The sequence below is a fragment of the uncultured Vibrio sp. genome, from assembly GCF_947488985.1.
Lineage (GTDB): Bacteria > Pseudomonadota > Gammaproteobacteria > Enterobacterales > Vibrionaceae > Vibrio.
In genome coordinates this window covers 19509-33416 of the sequence record NZ_CANLBV010000009.1, presented here as the reverse complement: position 1 = coordinate 33416, position 13908 = coordinate 19509, and the positions used below count along the sequence as shown (strand labels likewise).

The following is a 13908-nucleotide window of genomic DNA, read 5'->3' as shown; positions in this document are numbered from 1 at the left end:
GCTTATTCCTTTAAGCTTAAACCTGCAGCCAGAACGTGACTGGCCCATCATTAACCAAAGACACTTTCATGTCGGCTGCGAATCGGCCACGCTCCGTTGGCAATACAGACTCACATTGGTCAGAGAAATAATTGTAAAGACGCTCAGCATCAGCAGGGTGCGCACCGCGAGAAAAGCCCGCTCGAGTCCCCTTCTTGGTGTCGGCTGGCAGGGTGAATTGAGACACCACCAACAACTTGCCTTCCACCTGCTTCACGTTGAGATTCATTTTTCCATCTTCATCGCTAAAGACACGATAAGTGGTCACTCGTTCCATCAAACGTTTGGCTTTGGCTTCGTCGTCACCTTTTTCTACGCCTAACAAAACTAATAGGCCTTGCTCTATCTCACCCACTACCTCGCCATCAACACGGACGGCAGCTTCACTTACTCTCTGGATCAGTGCTATCACTGTTGTTTCCTTGCTCTGTGATGTTGTCGTTATCCGCTGAGTGTACCATTATTTGTTGCGCATCACTCCACTGTTCCTGCTCACCCAGTGCCGCCGTCACCTCAGCACCAATCAACACGATCAACCAGCATAAATACACCCAGACAAACAGAATCGGAATCGCGGCTAACGCGCCATAAATCAACTGGTAAGAAGGAAAATGAGTAATGTAAGCCGCAAAGCCTTGCTTGCTTAATTCGAACAACAGCGCTGCGACCAAAGAGCCGGCAGCCGCATGAGAAAAGTAGACCTTTTTATTGGGAACCAACAGGTACAGACCGAAGAATGCAAAGAAAGAGAGGATAAAAGGCAGCTTGCGGATCACAGTATTAAAGACACCGGACACCACTTCATTTTGCAGCACTGTCAATGAGGTCACATAAGAGGTTGTCGCGATACTCGCCCCCATCAAAATCGGCCCGAGCGTCAGTACCATCCAATACATAGAGAAGGACAGCATTGCACGTCGCTTTTCGGTGACGCGCCAGATGTAGTTTAGATTCTTATCAATATTAGAGATCAGCATCAGCGCAGCCACAAATAAGAACACACTGCCCACTGCGGTCATCTTGCCGGTATTGGCAACAAACTCCTGCAAGGCACCGTGCACCGCATCGCCAGAGGCGGGCACAAAGTTGGTAATGATGAAGTTTTGCAGCACGATACCCACATTGGCAAACACCGAAAACGACGACAAAACCGACAGCAGAACCGTTAGCATTGGCACAATAGAGAGCAAGGTAATGTAGGCTAAGTAGCCTGCATTGACGTTGACTCTATCATGGGTCATTCGTCGCCAAAGGTAGCGAAAAAACTGAAAACAAAGTGTGCCAATCTTTTTTATCCTCAACTTGTAACTCTCCAGTAAGTCGTTCATAGTTTTAATTAATGTTCCGTCACTAAACCATAGGAAACTAGGATGCCTTATTTAATGGTTATCGTCCTCTCTATTTTTACCCTTACTGGATGTCAATCCGCTTATTACTCGGCCATGGAGCAAGTGGGCTACCACAAGCGTGACATTATGGTCGACAGAGTCGAAGACGCTAAAGAGTCGCAGCAGGAGGCTCAGGAGGAGTTTACCCACGCACTTGAGGCGCTCAGTAGTCTCACCAACTTCAATGGCGGCGATCTGGAAAGTATGTACAACCAGATCAATGATAAATACCAAGACAGCGAGAAAGCCGCACAAGATGTCAGTGATCGCATAGCCGCGATTGAAGATGTCTCGGATGCCTTGTTTGAGGAATGGCAGGCAGAACTCGACCTCTACACCAATGATTCACTGCGTCGCTCAAGTGAGCAAAAACTGAGTGAGACTCAAGCTTCTTACCAAACCATGCTCTCGGCAATGAAGCGCGCCGAGAAAAAGATGGATCCGGTGCTCAATACCCTGCGTGACAATACCCTTTACCTCAAACACAATCTCAATGCGAGCGCTATAGGTGCATTACAAGGTGAGTTTATGAGTTTAGAAGAAGATATCGCCTACGCGATTGAGCAGATGAATGCAGCGATCGCCGAATCGGATAAATTCCTAACGCAGCTCAAGCAGAATTAAATCAGAAAGAGCACCATGAAACCAATCATTATCACTGGCGGACCCGGCGCTGGGAAAACCACTCTAATAAATGCCTTACGGGGTGTGGGTTACCCAACATTCGCTGAATCATCGCGCCAGCTAATAGAACAGCAAAGCCAACTTGAGAACGGCATTCTGCCTTGGGTCGACCTGCCGGGGTTCGCTCACCTGTGCTTAACCGTAATGAGCGAGCAGAAAGAGCAAGCGAGGCTGCATCCAATTGCGTTTCTCGATCGCGCCATCCCAGATATCTGTGGTTACCTAACTCAGGCGAATCTAACGATAGATAATACCTACCGAGATGCCAGTAAAGGCTATCACTCACACGTTTTATTCTGTCGCCCTGAGGCATCGGTTTATGTCCAAGATGAAGTGCGCCCTTATCCCTTTAAGGAGGCGCTAGAGATTCACGAAGCGCTGGTAGGCGTTTACCAAGAGCTAGGTTATGAGGTCGTTGAAGTGCCATTTATGTCGGTAACTGAGCGAGTTCAGTTCGTTGAAAGTCACCTGGGAATCAAAAGCTAGACTCCAGATATCTCGTTCCTCGATTCTGGAATGACGGTTTGATGAATAGGTGTGGAACGCGCTCTTCGTATCCTGCATCCGTCTACTCGTATCTTAGCTAACTAAAAAAACAAAAGCCCTGAGCAGCTTGGCTACTCAGGGCTTTCTTACTTATTCTAAAACTGCTTGATAGCTAGAAGCTAGTCAGCTGGCAATTAAGCCTTAGCTGGACGTGCTGCGCGCTTACGTTCGTTTTCAGTAAGAAGCTTCTTACGGATACGAATACTTTCTGGCGTTACTTCTACCAGTTCGTCTTCGTCGATGAACTCAAGAGCTTGCTCTAGAGTGTGACGGATAGGTGGCGAAAGAACCTGTGCTTCATCAGTACCAGATGCACGAACGTTCGTTAGCTGCTTACCTTTCAGACAGTTTACTGTTAGGTCGTTTGAACGGTTGTGAATACCGATGATTTGACCTTCGTATACTTCATCCGCGTGCTCAGCAAATAGACGACCACGTTCTTGTAGGTTGAATAGTGCGTAAGTCAGAGCTTTACCAGTAGCGTTCGAGATTAGAACACCGTTGTTACGTTGACCGATTACGCCGCCTTTGTGAGGGCCGTAGTGATCAAATGAGTGGTAAAGAAGACCAGAACCAGACGTTAGCGTTAGGAACTCAGTTTGGAAACCGATAAGACCACGAGAAGGCATCATGAAGTCCATGCGAACACGGCCTTTGCCATCTGGAGACATATCAGTTAGCTCACCTTTACGAAGACCGATGTTTTCCATGATGCCACCTTGGTGCTCTTCAAGCACGTCGATAGTCACAGTTTCAAACGGTTCAGTTAGGTTGCCATCTTCGTCTTTCTTGATGATAACTTCTGGACGAGATACAGCTAGCTCAAAGCCTTCACGACGCATGTTTTCGATCAGGATAGATAGGTGAAGCTCACCACGACCTGAAACACGGAAGCGATCTGGGTTATCAGTTTCTTCAACACGTAGTGCAACGTTGTGTACTAGCTCTTTTTCTAGACGCTCAAGGATGTTACGTGAAGTAACGAACTTACCTTCTTTACCCGCAAACGGAGAAGTGTTTACTTGGAACGTCATTGTTACTGTTGGTTCGTCAACAGAAAGCGCAGTCATTGCTTCAACATTGTTTTGGTCACAGATAGTGTCTGAAATCTTCAGCTCACCAAGACCTGTGATTGCAATGATGTCGCCAGCGTTAGCTTGCTCAACTTCGTGACGGTCAAGACCTAGGTAACCAAGAACTGTGCCTACTTTACCGTTACGCTTCTTACCGTCAGAACCAACGATAGTGACTTGTTGGTTTGGCTTAACAGAACCACGAGTAACACGTGCAACACCGATAACACCTACGTAAGAGCTGTAGTCAAGTTGCGAGATTTGCATTTGTAGAGGACCGTCAAGGTCAACTGCAGGCGCGTCTACTGTATCAACAACCGCTTGGAACAATGGTTCCATGTTCTCGCCAGTTTCACCTTCAGTCATAGTTGCCCAACCGTTTAGAGCTGAAGCATAAACTACTGTGAAGTCTAGTTGCTCATCAGTCGCACCTAGGTTGTCGAAAAGGTCGAATACTTGATCCATAACCCAATCAGGACGCGCGCCAGGGCGGTCAATCTTGTTGATTACAACGATTGGCTTAAGACCGTGTGCGAATGCTTTTTGCGTTACGAAACGAGTTTGAGGCATTGGGCCGTCAACTGCGTCAACGATAAGCAGAACAGAGTCAACCATAGACATGATACGCTCAACTTCACCACCGAAGTCCGCGTGTCCCGGAGTATCTACGATGTTGATGCGGTAATCATTCCAGTTGATTGCTGTGTTCTTAGCAAGAATGGTAATGCCACGCTCTTTTTCGATGTCATTCGAATCCATGACACGCTCTTCAGCTTCACCACGAGACTCAAGAGTACCTGACTGTTGTAGTAGTTTATCAACCAAAGTCGTTTTACCGTGGTCAACGTGCGCGATGATCGCGATATTTCTTAACTTATCAATCTGTGGAGTAGACATGGATTCTCGATTCACTCATAAAAGTAGCCGCAAAGTGACCTCTGAAAATAGAAGAAATGCGACTAGCTTGATTAAAAAAACGGTCAATAATATATCAGATTCTAGACAAAAACCCAGAAATATGTGATCTGAACCAACTCTTTTTTCTCTATTAGCGACAGTTTTTTCTCGTTCAGCGACAGATATCCGCGTAAACATGATTCCGTACTGCGTGGATGTGGATGTTAATGTTGATACCGCACCACGTTGAAATCGTTAAAAAGAAAGAACTCTAAAACGCAGCGTACGCGATCGACTCGCCAGAACGATGGAAAATGACAAAAAGTGGATTGACAACGACGGCAATTCATTGCTGAATAGGATTCACTTTTGTCTCATCTTGGTGCACAGACAAGCAACCGCACCAATACAGTGCAGTGAAGGATCTTTTTGGTGCAAAAGCTAAAGCGCGCCAAACAGTAAAATAGATAAGCAATTGAAATTAATGGAATAATTTTTTTGGCACGGTTTTGGCAATAGAAAAACTATCATCGATTAATGCACTTGTTAGACATTAATCAATGCTAGTTTCAACCGAATCGAGCTAATACCGAATTAATAACACTGGAGGTTATCCAAGATGTCAGTAGAAAATGTACTATCCCTAATCCAAGAGAACGAAGTTAAATTTATCGACTTACGTTTTACTGATACAAAAGGTAAAGAGCAGCATATCTCTATTCCTTCTCACCAAGTTGATGCAGACTTCTTCGAAGAAGGTAAAATGTTTGACGGCTCTTCAGTAGCTGGTTGGAAAGGCATTAACGAATCTGACATGGTAATGATGCCAGACGCAGCGTCTGCTGTACTGGACCCATTCACAGAAGACGCAACGCTAAACATCCGTTGTGACATCCTTGAGCCTGCAACAATGCAAGGCTACGATCGCGACCCACGCTCTATTGCTAAGCGTTCTGAAGAATACCTACGTTCTACAGGTATCGCAGACACAGTTCTTGTTGGTCCTGAGCCAGAGTTCTTCCTGTTTGACGACGTTAAATTCTCAACAGATATGTCTGGTTCTTTCTTCAAAATTGATGATGTTGAAGCAGCGTGGAACACAGGTTCTGACATCGAAGGCGGTAACAAAGGTCACCGTCCTGGCGTGAAAGGCGGTTACTTCCCAGTAGCTCCTGTTGATTCATCTCAAGATATCCGTTCTGCAATGTGTCTAGTAATGGAAGAGATGGGCCTTGTTGTTGAAGCTCACCACCACGAAGTAGCAACTGCGGGTCAAAACGAAATCGCAACTCGCTTCAACACGCTAACAGCGAAAGCTGATGAAACTCAAATCTACAAGTACGTGGTACACAACGTTGCTCACGCATTTGGTAAAACAGCGACATTCATGCCTAAACCACTAGTTGGTGACAACGGTTCTGGTATGCATGTTCACCAATCTCTAGCAAAAGACGGCGTTAACCTATTTGCTGGTGATAAGTACGGCGGCCTATCTGAAATGGCGCTTTTCTACATCGGTGGTATCATCAAGCACGCTCGCGCTATCAACGCATTTGCTAACCCATCAACGAACTCGTACAAGCGTCTTGTACCTGGCTTCGAAGCACCAGTTATGCTTGCTTACTCAGCTCGTAACCGTTCAGCTTCTATCCGTATCCCAGTAGTACCAAGCCCTAAAGCACGTCGTATCGAGCTACGTTTTGGTGACCCAGCAGCTAACCCATACCTATGCTACTCAGCAATGCTTATGGCTGGCCTTGACGGCATCAAGAACAAGATTCACCCAGGTGAAGCGATGGATAAAGATCTATACGACCTACCTGCAGAAGAAGCAGCTGAAATCCCAACAGTAGCTTACTCACTAAAAGACGCACTATCTGAACTAGATGCAGACCGTGAGTTCCTAACTGCTGGTGGTGTATTCTCTGACGACTTCATCGATTCTTACATCGACCTTAAGTCTCAAGATGTTGAGAAAGTAAACATGACAACTCACCCACTTGAGTTCGAACTGTACTACTCAGTTTAATCTTCAGCTGGTCATCATGTAGCGAGCACTCAAACGGGTAACCGCTAACGCAGTACAAAGTGACTGCAACATGTAAGAAGCATAAAAATATTAGGCTCACCTCGCAGGTGGGCCTTTTTTCTATTCTCGCCACCTTAACTTCTCCGTAACATACCTAATACCTAATACCTAATACCTAATACTAAAGCCCGAAGAGGCCTTCGCAGCAAACACTATAAAATCAATAACAAGGCCAATTCCAAACGTGCAGCCGCCTTATGATAAAAAGAGACCTTAGGGTGCAATGAATGAGGGTAACGACATGAAAAAAATACTGTTTATGATCGGGCTAGCCGCCGCATTCTCTTGCTCAGCCCAAACGGTGTATACCTGGGTCGATGAAGATGGTGTGCTCCACTTTAGCGATACACCTACAGGTCAAAATACCAAATCACTTCATCTACCGGATGTACAGGCTCCTACGCCCGCCCCCAAGTTTGAGGACTCGATCCCCGTTGATACGGCCGCTGAACCTCCTACTAATGCTCAAGAAAAAACACCAGCCACAGAGCGCGAGCTCCCAGCCCAATTGGCACTCACGATGCAAACGCCAGTACACGAGCAAGCCATTCGTAGCAACCAAGGCTTAATATCGGTGCAAATCGCACTCAACCGAAAATTAGGCATTGGCGAACAGCTGCAATTGATGCTCGATGGCCGCCGTTATGGTGCACCACAAACCCAGCTCAACTGGCAATTAAAAGGCATTGATAGAGGCACCCATACCATCGCCATCCAAGCCTATAGAAGCGGCAAGCTTATTGCATCTACTAGTCCAGTCACCGTGTATTTACATCGAGCGACGCTCAAGTAGGCCAATGTGTAAAAAGAGACCAAATTACCTCTACTTTTCACCAAATCTCAGCAGCTTTCAGCGACTCTAATGAATTATCTTTAGCTTCTGATTAATATGCGCCATACTTGAACCCAGCACGCACCAATTTGGTGCAGTTGAATATACCAGTTCAAGGACGACATAGTGAATCGATCAGCTAAAAGCGACAGCATAGATACACACCAACTTTCCAGCGCTATTCTCGACAATATGGTGGCCTCGACACTGATGCTCGATGAGCAGCTGTATGTGCGATACGCCAACCCAGCGGCTGAACAACTCTTTTCACAAAGTGCTAGACGCATCGTTGATCACCCTCTGAGCCAACTTATCCAACACGCCTCTCTCGATTTGGCTCTGCTGACTCAACCGCTGCAAAGCGGCCAGAGCATGACCGACAGTGACGTGACCTTTGTGGTCGACAACCGCCCACTGATGCTTGAAGTGACAGTTAGCCCAATCTCTTGGCAAGGTGAAACGCTGCTGTTGGTAGAGATGCGTAAGATCGACCACCAAAGGCGACTCAGCCAAGAGCTCAACCAGCACGCCCAGCAACAAGCGGCAAAGCTGCTCGTTCGCGGGTTGGCGCATGAAATAAAGAACCCACTAGGTGGTTTAAGAGGGGCGGCGCAACTGCTTGGCAAAATGCTGCCCGACCAATCCCTTAATGAATACACCCAGATCATTATCGAACAGGCCGATCGCTTGCGAGCCTTGGTCGACCGTTTGCTTGGCCCACAAAAACCGGGCACGAAATCAGAAGAGAACCTCCACCAAATACTCGAAAAAGTCAGGCAGCTCGTGGAACTCGAATCAGGTCCATCGCTCAACATCGAGCGAGATTACGATCCGAGCCTACCACTGATCGTGATGGATTCCGCGCAGGTTGAGCAAGCGATGCTCAATATTGTCAGCAATGCAGCGCAGATTTTAAAGGCTCAGGATTGCGGAAAAATCACCATTCGCACCAGAACGGTGCATCAAGCGAATATTCATGGGCAGCGCCACAAGCTTGCTGCTCGTATTGAGATCAGCGATAACGGTCCGGGCGTCCCTGATGGACTAAAAGACACGCTGTTCTACCCAATGGTCAGCGGGCGCGAGGGCGGCACAGGGCTAGGATTGTCGATTTCACAAAACCTGATCGATCAGCACAACGGGAAAATAGACGTTGAGAGCTGGCCGGGCAATACCACATTTACGATTTATTTGCCGATATAAAGGCTACTCTTCTCTATCCACCACGGAAGCGCCATTGGCAACAACGAATACTGAATAATAAAAACAATGATTATCACAATAGATTTGGCTGTAAAGGAATTGAATTATGAGTAAGGGATACGTTTGGGTCGTCGATGACGACAGCTCTATCCGCTGGGTAGTAGAAAAAACACTGTCTTCTGCAGACATCAAGTGCGAAACATTTGCTGATGCAGAGAGCGTGTTACTTGCTCTTGAGCGCGAAACACCGGATGTGTTGGTGTCTGATATTCGCATGCCCGGTATTGACGGAATTGAACTGTTGCAACAGGTGCATCAGCGCTCTCCCGACCTGCCTGTCATCATCATGACTGCGCACTCAGACCTTGATGCGGCGGTCAATGCCTATCAGAAAGGTGCGTTTGAGTATCTGCCTAAGCCGTTTGATATCGATGAGACACTGACTCTGGTCGAGCGAGCGATCGCCCACAGCCAAGAGCAGAAGCGTGAACAAGCCAGCGAAGTTATCGAAGAGACCAACGCACCAGAGATCATTGGCGAAGCACCAGCGATGCAGGAAGTTTTTCGCGCCATTGGCCGTTTATCTCGCTCATCGATTTCAGTGCTGATAAATGGTGAATCCGGTACTGGTAAAGAGTTAGTGGCTCACGCTCTGCACCGTCACAGCCCGAGAGCAAAAAAACCATTTATTGCGCTTAATATGGCTGCGATTCCCAAAGATCTGATCGAATCGGAACTGTTTGGCCACGAGAAAGGGGCCTTTACCGGAGCCAATAGCGTTCGCCAAGGCCGCTTTGAGCAAGCCAACGGCGGCACCCTATTCCTGGATGAGATCGGCGATATGCCTCTCGATATTCAGACTCGCTTACTGCGTGTGCTTTCTGATGGTCAGTTTTACCGCGTGGGTGGACACTCTGCGGTGAAAGTAGACGTGCGTATCGTTGCAGCAACCCACCAAGATCTCGAACGATTGGTGCATGAAGGTGACTTCCGTGAAGACCTTTTTCACCGACTGAACGTGATCCGAATTCATATTCCGGCGCTGCGCGAGCGTAAACAAGATATTGAAAAGCTCACCCACCACTTCCTCGCTTCAGCCGCTGAAGAGCTTGGCGTGGAAGTGAAAGCGCTGCACCCTGAGACGATTTTGAAACTGAATCAACTCAACTGGCCGGGTAACGTCCGTCAGCTTGAGAATATTTGTCGCTGGCTCACCGTGATGGCAAGTGGCAGTGAAATACTGCCTTCCGATCTGCCGCCAGAGCTATTGGAAGAGAAGGTGGTCACTACTTCAGGATCTGGAGATAGCTGGCAGCAATTGCTGGCTAACTGGGCAAAGGGGGAGCTTGATTCAGGTGAAAAAGAGCTGCTGACTTATGCCCTGCCTGAGTTTGAACGGATCCTGCTTGAGGCTGCGCTCAACCATACCAATGGTCATAAACAAGACGCGGCTAAGGTGCTGGGATGGGGTAGAAACACTCTAACCCGTAAACTCAAAGAGCTCTACTAACCCGTTATATCAGGATGTAAAGCTAAGTCATAAAGAACAGATACAAAAATGCCAGCATGATGCTGGCATTTTTTTTTGGATTGTATTCTCTATCGAGTGATCAGATCACGCGAGAGAATTGCTGCTGGCGAGCCTTCACGCGCAGGTATTTATCGAAACACATACAGATATTACGAATCAACAAACGACCACGTAGAGTCACACGAATCTCATTAGCGTCGACTTCAACCAACTCATCATCAATGAAGGTTTGCAGAAGCTCTAAATCTTGCTTGAAGTAGTGATTAAAGCTTACCGAGAACTCAGATTCAATCATGGTTTTATCAAGCTTAAAGTTGCAGATAAGCTGCTTAATCACTTCACGGCGCACCAGATCATCATCGTCTAATGCCACTCCTCGCCACAGTGCATGACGCAGATCACTCACCTGAGCGTAGTATTTCTTCAGCTCTTTCTGGTTTTGTGCGTAGGTATCACCCACCATAGAGATCGCCGATACACCAAAACCAACCAGATCACAGTCACCCTGAGTGGTGTAGCCTTGAAAGTTGCGATGCAGAATGCCAGCACGCTGCGCCACCGCAAGCTCATCGTCAGGCAGTGCGAAGTGGTCCATACCGATAAACTGATAGCCCGCCCCAGTTAGCGTCTCGACAGTATCTTGTAGGATCGCCATTTTCTCTTGCGCTTCAGGCAGGTCTTCATCTTTAATCTTACGCTGTGCGGCAAACAGTTGCGGCATGTGGGCGTAATTAAATACCGATAAACGACCCGGTTTCATCTCTAGCACTTGTTTCAGTGTTTCAGCAAACAGGGCTTGGGTCTGCTTAGGCAAACCGTAGATCAAATCTAGATTGGTCGAGCGGAAGCCGAGCTCTTTGGCACGCTCCACCATTGCAATGATAAAGTCTTCGTCTTGCTCACGGTTAACCAGCTTCTGCACTTCTTTATTGAAGTCTTGAACCCCAATACTCAAACGGTTAAAACCTTCGCTACGCAGGTGGTCAAGGACGTCTAGCTCAATCTCACGCGGGTCAATCTCGATACTGATTTCAGCATCAGCCGTGAAATTGAATTCCTCACGCAGGATCACCATCAAGCGAGAGATTTGTGCTTTGCTTAAGAAGGTTGGCGTGCCGCCACCGAAGTGCAGTTGCGTCACTTCTCGGCCATTGAGCAGAGATGCTCGCTGAGTGATTTCGTGCTCGATCACATCAAGGTATTCATCCGCTTTGTGCGCATGGCGAGTGATCACCTTGTTACAGCCGCAGTAGTAACAAAGCTTATGGCAGAACGGGATATGTATGTAAAGAGAGAGAGGACGCTCTGGGTATTGCGTGCACGCCATGTCGTAATCAGAGACGGTAAACGCTTCATGAAATTCCAACGCGGTTGGGTATGAAGTGTAACGAGGTCCCGAATAGTTGTACTTGTTTAAGATCTCTTGATCCCAAACGATTTGCTGATTCGTTGTTACTGACTTGCTCGACATAGCGGTACTTCCAATTTAGATCCGCGAGAACCGAGAGGCTCTCAAATCAATTTACATACATTAAAATATAGACGGGTTATTTTGCCACATGACCTGTTAGGTCGTTTCAAGGCACAATCTTTTTTGCTGACAAAAGTTCAGAACTGCTAGCTTGATCACTAACAACGCACCGAAATCAGGGGCGCAGAAGGTAAGAAGGCTCATTTAACGACGTATTTTTACCATGTAATTCAATGATACACATGAAAATACGGCGCACTCAACGAGCCTCAATATTTAATCATCTGAGTGATTAGATCATCTGAATATTGATTTGGTTGTTGAGAGGCTTAACCTTCTCCTGCAACCTTTTCAAATCTTCGACAACCGCATCATTCAAGCGAGTCTCTGCCTTGTGGCGTGTGAGATTCTGCTGCATGCGCTCTTTCTTCGTCAGCTCCTGCCTATCATCTCCGCGCGCCATATCTTTAACGATATGGTACAACTCACAAAGAGCAGGATATTCAGAGTCGAGATCGACACGCTCATCACCCTGAACATTATCCATAATGATGCACACTCGGATACTGATTTCAGGTAAATCACACTGCCCTTGAATACCTGCTAAACACAAGGTGTTTACGTGCTCGTAAATCGTCGAGTTACGTTTTTCAATGGCCAGTGCTTGATGCTGCTTGTGCAGTTCCGTCTGCTTCTTCACTTGAAGTAGAAGGTAACCTGCATAACAGCCCAAGCCGAGAATAATCATTCCACCAGCAATGGCTAATAAGGTTACGTTCATTGTGTTTAACCTTTAAAGTTATCTAGGTCGATATCTTCGAACTGAGATAACAGGTCTTCATCTGAGCTCGATTTCTTGTTCGATGCAACAGGTGCTTCTTCAAAGATCTCTTGTTCATCGTCTTCTGGCTCTAGCAGACCTAAGCGACCCATTAGATGCTCGATACGATCAAGCTTCTCATCAACAAACTTCTGTAGACCCGCTCCTAGGTTTTCACCATTCTCGATACGATCGAGTAGCGTGTTCAGTTGAGCATCATTCTCAAGCATCTCTAACTCTTGTTCGTTAGATAGCTTGCGCTCTTGTTTGGTTGGCTTCTTCACTGGTTCGACAATCAGTGGAATTTTTTTCTTGCTGCCTAAACGTGGATCGCGAGCTTGTGCAGCTTTACGCTGTTTCGCTTCGCTACCATCTGAGTGACGGCTACCAGACTTAAGACCTTTGCGCTTTTTAACACGCTTGCGTTCACGACCTTCAACATCAGATTCACTACGGTTACGCGTAACCATAGGTTCCGGAGCGCCAAGTGCTCCCGGTTTTCTTGATTTCTTACTACGAGCCATTACTGCACTTTCCTCAGTAAAATTACATCATTTCCAAAAAATTCTAGTTCGAGCTTATCCCGCTCTGCCAAAAACTGGAATGTTTGACGGCTAAAGAAGACGACATGAGTCGGGTCATTCTTGTAGTGCCAACCAGCAAACGCGTCTACGTCTATTACTAGCTTAGTCATAAGACCAATCCAGCCTTTGGGTTTAACTAAATTCAACCATTGCTGCCACACTTTGTCTGGGTGATAAAGATGTTCAATCACCTCTGTGGCAGTCATAAAGTCGTACGTTTTATCCAACACAGAAGTCTCTGGGTGGTAATAGATATCGTACAACGCCATGGTGTGTCCGGCTTCTTCTAACATGATAGATAGCGTAGGGCCTGGGCCACAACCAAAATCCAACCCTTGTGAGTTAGATGAAATTTTGTCTGTTAGTGGATCCGCGATGCGAGATAAAAAGCGGCGATAGCCGGCGTCACTAGGATCGTTCTCATGGAGATCATAGTGTGCTTTTTCTTCTTTTGCTTCTAACCTTTGTTCAGGTTTAACAAAGACCAGTTCACATTGCTGACACTGTAGATAGGCTCTACGTTTGTCTTCAAAATAGTGATTCACGCTTTGGTGATGGCATAAGGGACAAGTATACATAGCACATCCTTAAACAGGGATGCGAAACATACCAGAAACTGCGTTTATAGTGGAGAGGTATTGGGTGTTTTTTCATCAAATCAATAAAAAAAGCGATAGGAAAACCTATCGCTCTCTAAATCTGCCTATATCGGCCAAAATTTGTATACTCAACTTGGTACACAAATCTCCAT

General features: G+C 46.7%; 13 protein-coding genes. 6 read left to right on the top strand and 7 right to left on the bottom strand.

Features of this window, described 5'->3' with window-relative positions:
* Nucleotides 1-16: 16 nt before the first annotated feature.
* Both dtd and Q1A70_RS03490 read right to left on the bottom strand, forming a co-directional pair.
* A complete protein-coding gene (gene dtd / locus Q1A70_RS03495) occupies nt 17-451 on the bottom strand; it encodes a D-aminoacyl-tRNA deacylase (protein ID WP_299687062.1) in 435 nt (144 codons plus the stop codon).
* Entirely contained in the window at nt 423-1367 is a 945-nt protein-coding gene (locus tag Q1A70_RS03490; RefSeq protein ID WP_299687064.1) for a virulence factor BrkB family protein, read from the bottom strand. The genes dtd and Q1A70_RS03490 overlap by 29 nt, the downstream gene beginning before the upstream one ends.
* 42 nt (nt 1368-1409) lie before the next feature.
* On the opposite strand from Q1A70_RS03490, the gene Q1A70_RS03485 reads away from it, so the two are divergent.
* Nucleotides 1410-2051, top strand: coding sequence for a DUF2959 domain-containing protein (locus Q1A70_RS03485; RefSeq protein ID WP_299687066.1), 642 nt, complete (start codon nt 1410-1412; stop codon nt 2049-2051).
* 15 nt (nt 2052-2066) lie between these two features.
* A complete protein-coding gene (locus tag Q1A70_RS03480; protein ID WP_299687068.1) occupies nt 2067-2597 on the top strand; it encodes an AAA family ATPase in 531 nt (176 codons plus the stop codon).
* A 194-nt stretch (nt 2598-2791) separates the two neighbouring features.
* Here Q1A70_RS03480 and typA read toward each other — a convergent pair whose 3' ends face one another.
* Entirely contained in the window at nt 2792-4627 is a 1836-nt protein-coding gene (typA, locus tag Q1A70_RS03475; RefSeq protein ID WP_299687070.1) for a translational GTPase TypA, read from the bottom strand.
* A 619-nt stretch (nt 4628-5246) separates the two neighbouring features.
* Between typA and glnA the strand changes: the two genes are divergently transcribed.
* The 4 genes from glnA (at nt 5247) to glnG (ending at nt 10261) form a co-directional block, all read left to right on the top strand.
* Nucleotides 5247-6656, top strand: coding sequence for a glutamate--ammonia ligase (gene glnA / locus Q1A70_RS03470; protein ID WP_299687072.1), 1410 nt, complete (start codon nt 5247-5249; stop codon nt 6654-6656).
* Nucleotides 6657-6957: 301 nt separating this feature from the next.
* Complete coding sequence (locus Q1A70_RS03465) at nt 6958-7509, top strand: DUF4124 domain-containing protein (RefSeq protein WP_299687074.1); 552 nt, start codon at nt 6958-6960, stop codon at nt 7507-7509.
* A gap of 165 nt (nt 7510-7674) precedes the next feature.
* Nucleotides 7675-8751 carry a nitrogen regulation protein NR(II) gene (gene glnL, locus Q1A70_RS03460; protein ID WP_299687076.1) on the top strand — a complete coding sequence of 359 codons (1077 nt, stop codon included), beginning with the start codon at nt 7675-7677 and terminating at the stop codon, nt 8749-8751.
* A gap of 106 nt (nt 8752-8857) precedes the next feature.
* Nucleotides 8858-10261, top strand: coding sequence for a nitrogen regulation protein NR(I) (glnG, locus tag Q1A70_RS03455; protein WP_299687078.1), 1404 nt, complete (start codon nt 8858-8860; stop codon nt 10259-10261).
* Between the two features lie 100 nt (nt 10262-10361).
* Here glnG and hemN read toward each other — a convergent pair whose 3' ends face one another.
* The 4 genes from hemN to Q1A70_RS03435 all read right to left on the bottom strand — a co-directional run bounded on the left by hemN (nt 10362) and on the right by Q1A70_RS03435 (nt 13735).
* On the bottom strand, nt 10362-11753 hold the full coding sequence (gene hemN / locus Q1A70_RS03450) for an oxygen-independent coproporphyrinogen III oxidase (RefSeq protein WP_299687080.1): 1392 nt from the start codon (nt 11751-11753) through the stop codon (nt 10362-10364).
* 292 nt (nt 11754-12045) lie between these two features.
* Entirely contained in the window at nt 12046-12534 is a 489-nt protein-coding gene (locus Q1A70_RS03445) for a DUF2489 domain-containing protein (RefSeq protein WP_299687082.1), read from the bottom strand.
* A gap of 5 nt (nt 12535-12539) precedes the next feature.
* On the bottom strand, nt 12540-13097 hold the full coding sequence (gene yihI, locus Q1A70_RS03440; protein WP_299687084.1) for a Der GTPase-activating protein YihI: 558 nt from the start codon (nt 13095-13097) through the stop codon (nt 12540-12542).
* Nucleotides 13097-13735, bottom strand: coding sequence for a class I SAM-dependent methyltransferase (locus Q1A70_RS03435; protein WP_299687086.1), 639 nt, complete (start codon nt 13733-13735; stop codon nt 13097-13099). Before Q1A70_RS03435 ends, yihI begins: the two co-directional genes overlap by 1 nt.
* Nucleotides 13736-13908 lie beyond the last annotated feature (173 nt).

What these genes read in the sequence shown, in the direction of transcription:
- Q1A70_RS03490 (WP_299687064.1), bottom strand. Translation starts at nt 1,367, where the DNA reads ATGAACGACTTACTGGAGAGTTACAAGTTGAGGATAAAAAAGATTGGC.
- Q1A70_RS03485 (WP_299687066.1), top strand. Translation starts at nt 1,410, where the DNA reads ATGCCTTATTTAATGGTTATCGTCCTCTCTATTTTTACCCTTACTGGA.
- Q1A70_RS03480 (WP_299687068.1), top strand. Translation starts at nt 2,067, where the DNA reads ATGAAACCAATCATTATCACTGGCGGACCCGGCGCTGGGAAAACCACT.
- typA (WP_299687070.1), bottom strand. Translation starts at nt 4,627, where the DNA reads ATGTCTACTCCACAGATTGATAAGTTAAGAAATATCGCGATCATCGCG.
- glnA (WP_299687072.1), top strand. Translation starts at nt 5,247, where the DNA reads ATGTCAGTAGAAAATGTACTATCCCTAATCCAAGAGAACGAAGTTAAA.
- Q1A70_RS03465 (WP_299687074.1), top strand. Translation starts at nt 6,958, where the DNA reads ATGAAAAAAATACTGTTTATGATCGGGCTAGCCGCCGCATTCTCTTGC.
- glnG (WP_299687078.1), top strand. Translation starts at nt 8,858, where the DNA reads ATGAGTAAGGGATACGTTTGGGTCGTCGATGACGACAGCTCTATCCGC.
- hemN (WP_299687080.1), bottom strand. Translation starts at nt 11,753, where the DNA reads ATGTCGAGCAAGTCAGTAACAACGAATCAGCAAATCGTTTGGGATCAA.
- Q1A70_RS03445 (WP_299687082.1), bottom strand. Translation starts at nt 12,534, where the DNA reads ATGAACGTAACCTTATTAGCCATTGCTGGTGGAATGATTATTCTCGGC.
- yihI (WP_299687084.1), bottom strand. Translation starts at nt 13,097, where the DNA reads ATGGCTCGTAGTAAGAAATCAAGAAAACCGGGAGCACTTGGCGCTCCG.
- Q1A70_RS03435 (WP_299687086.1), bottom strand. Translation starts at nt 13,735, where the DNA reads ATGTATACTTGTCCCTTATGCCATCACCAAAGCGTGAATCACTATTTT.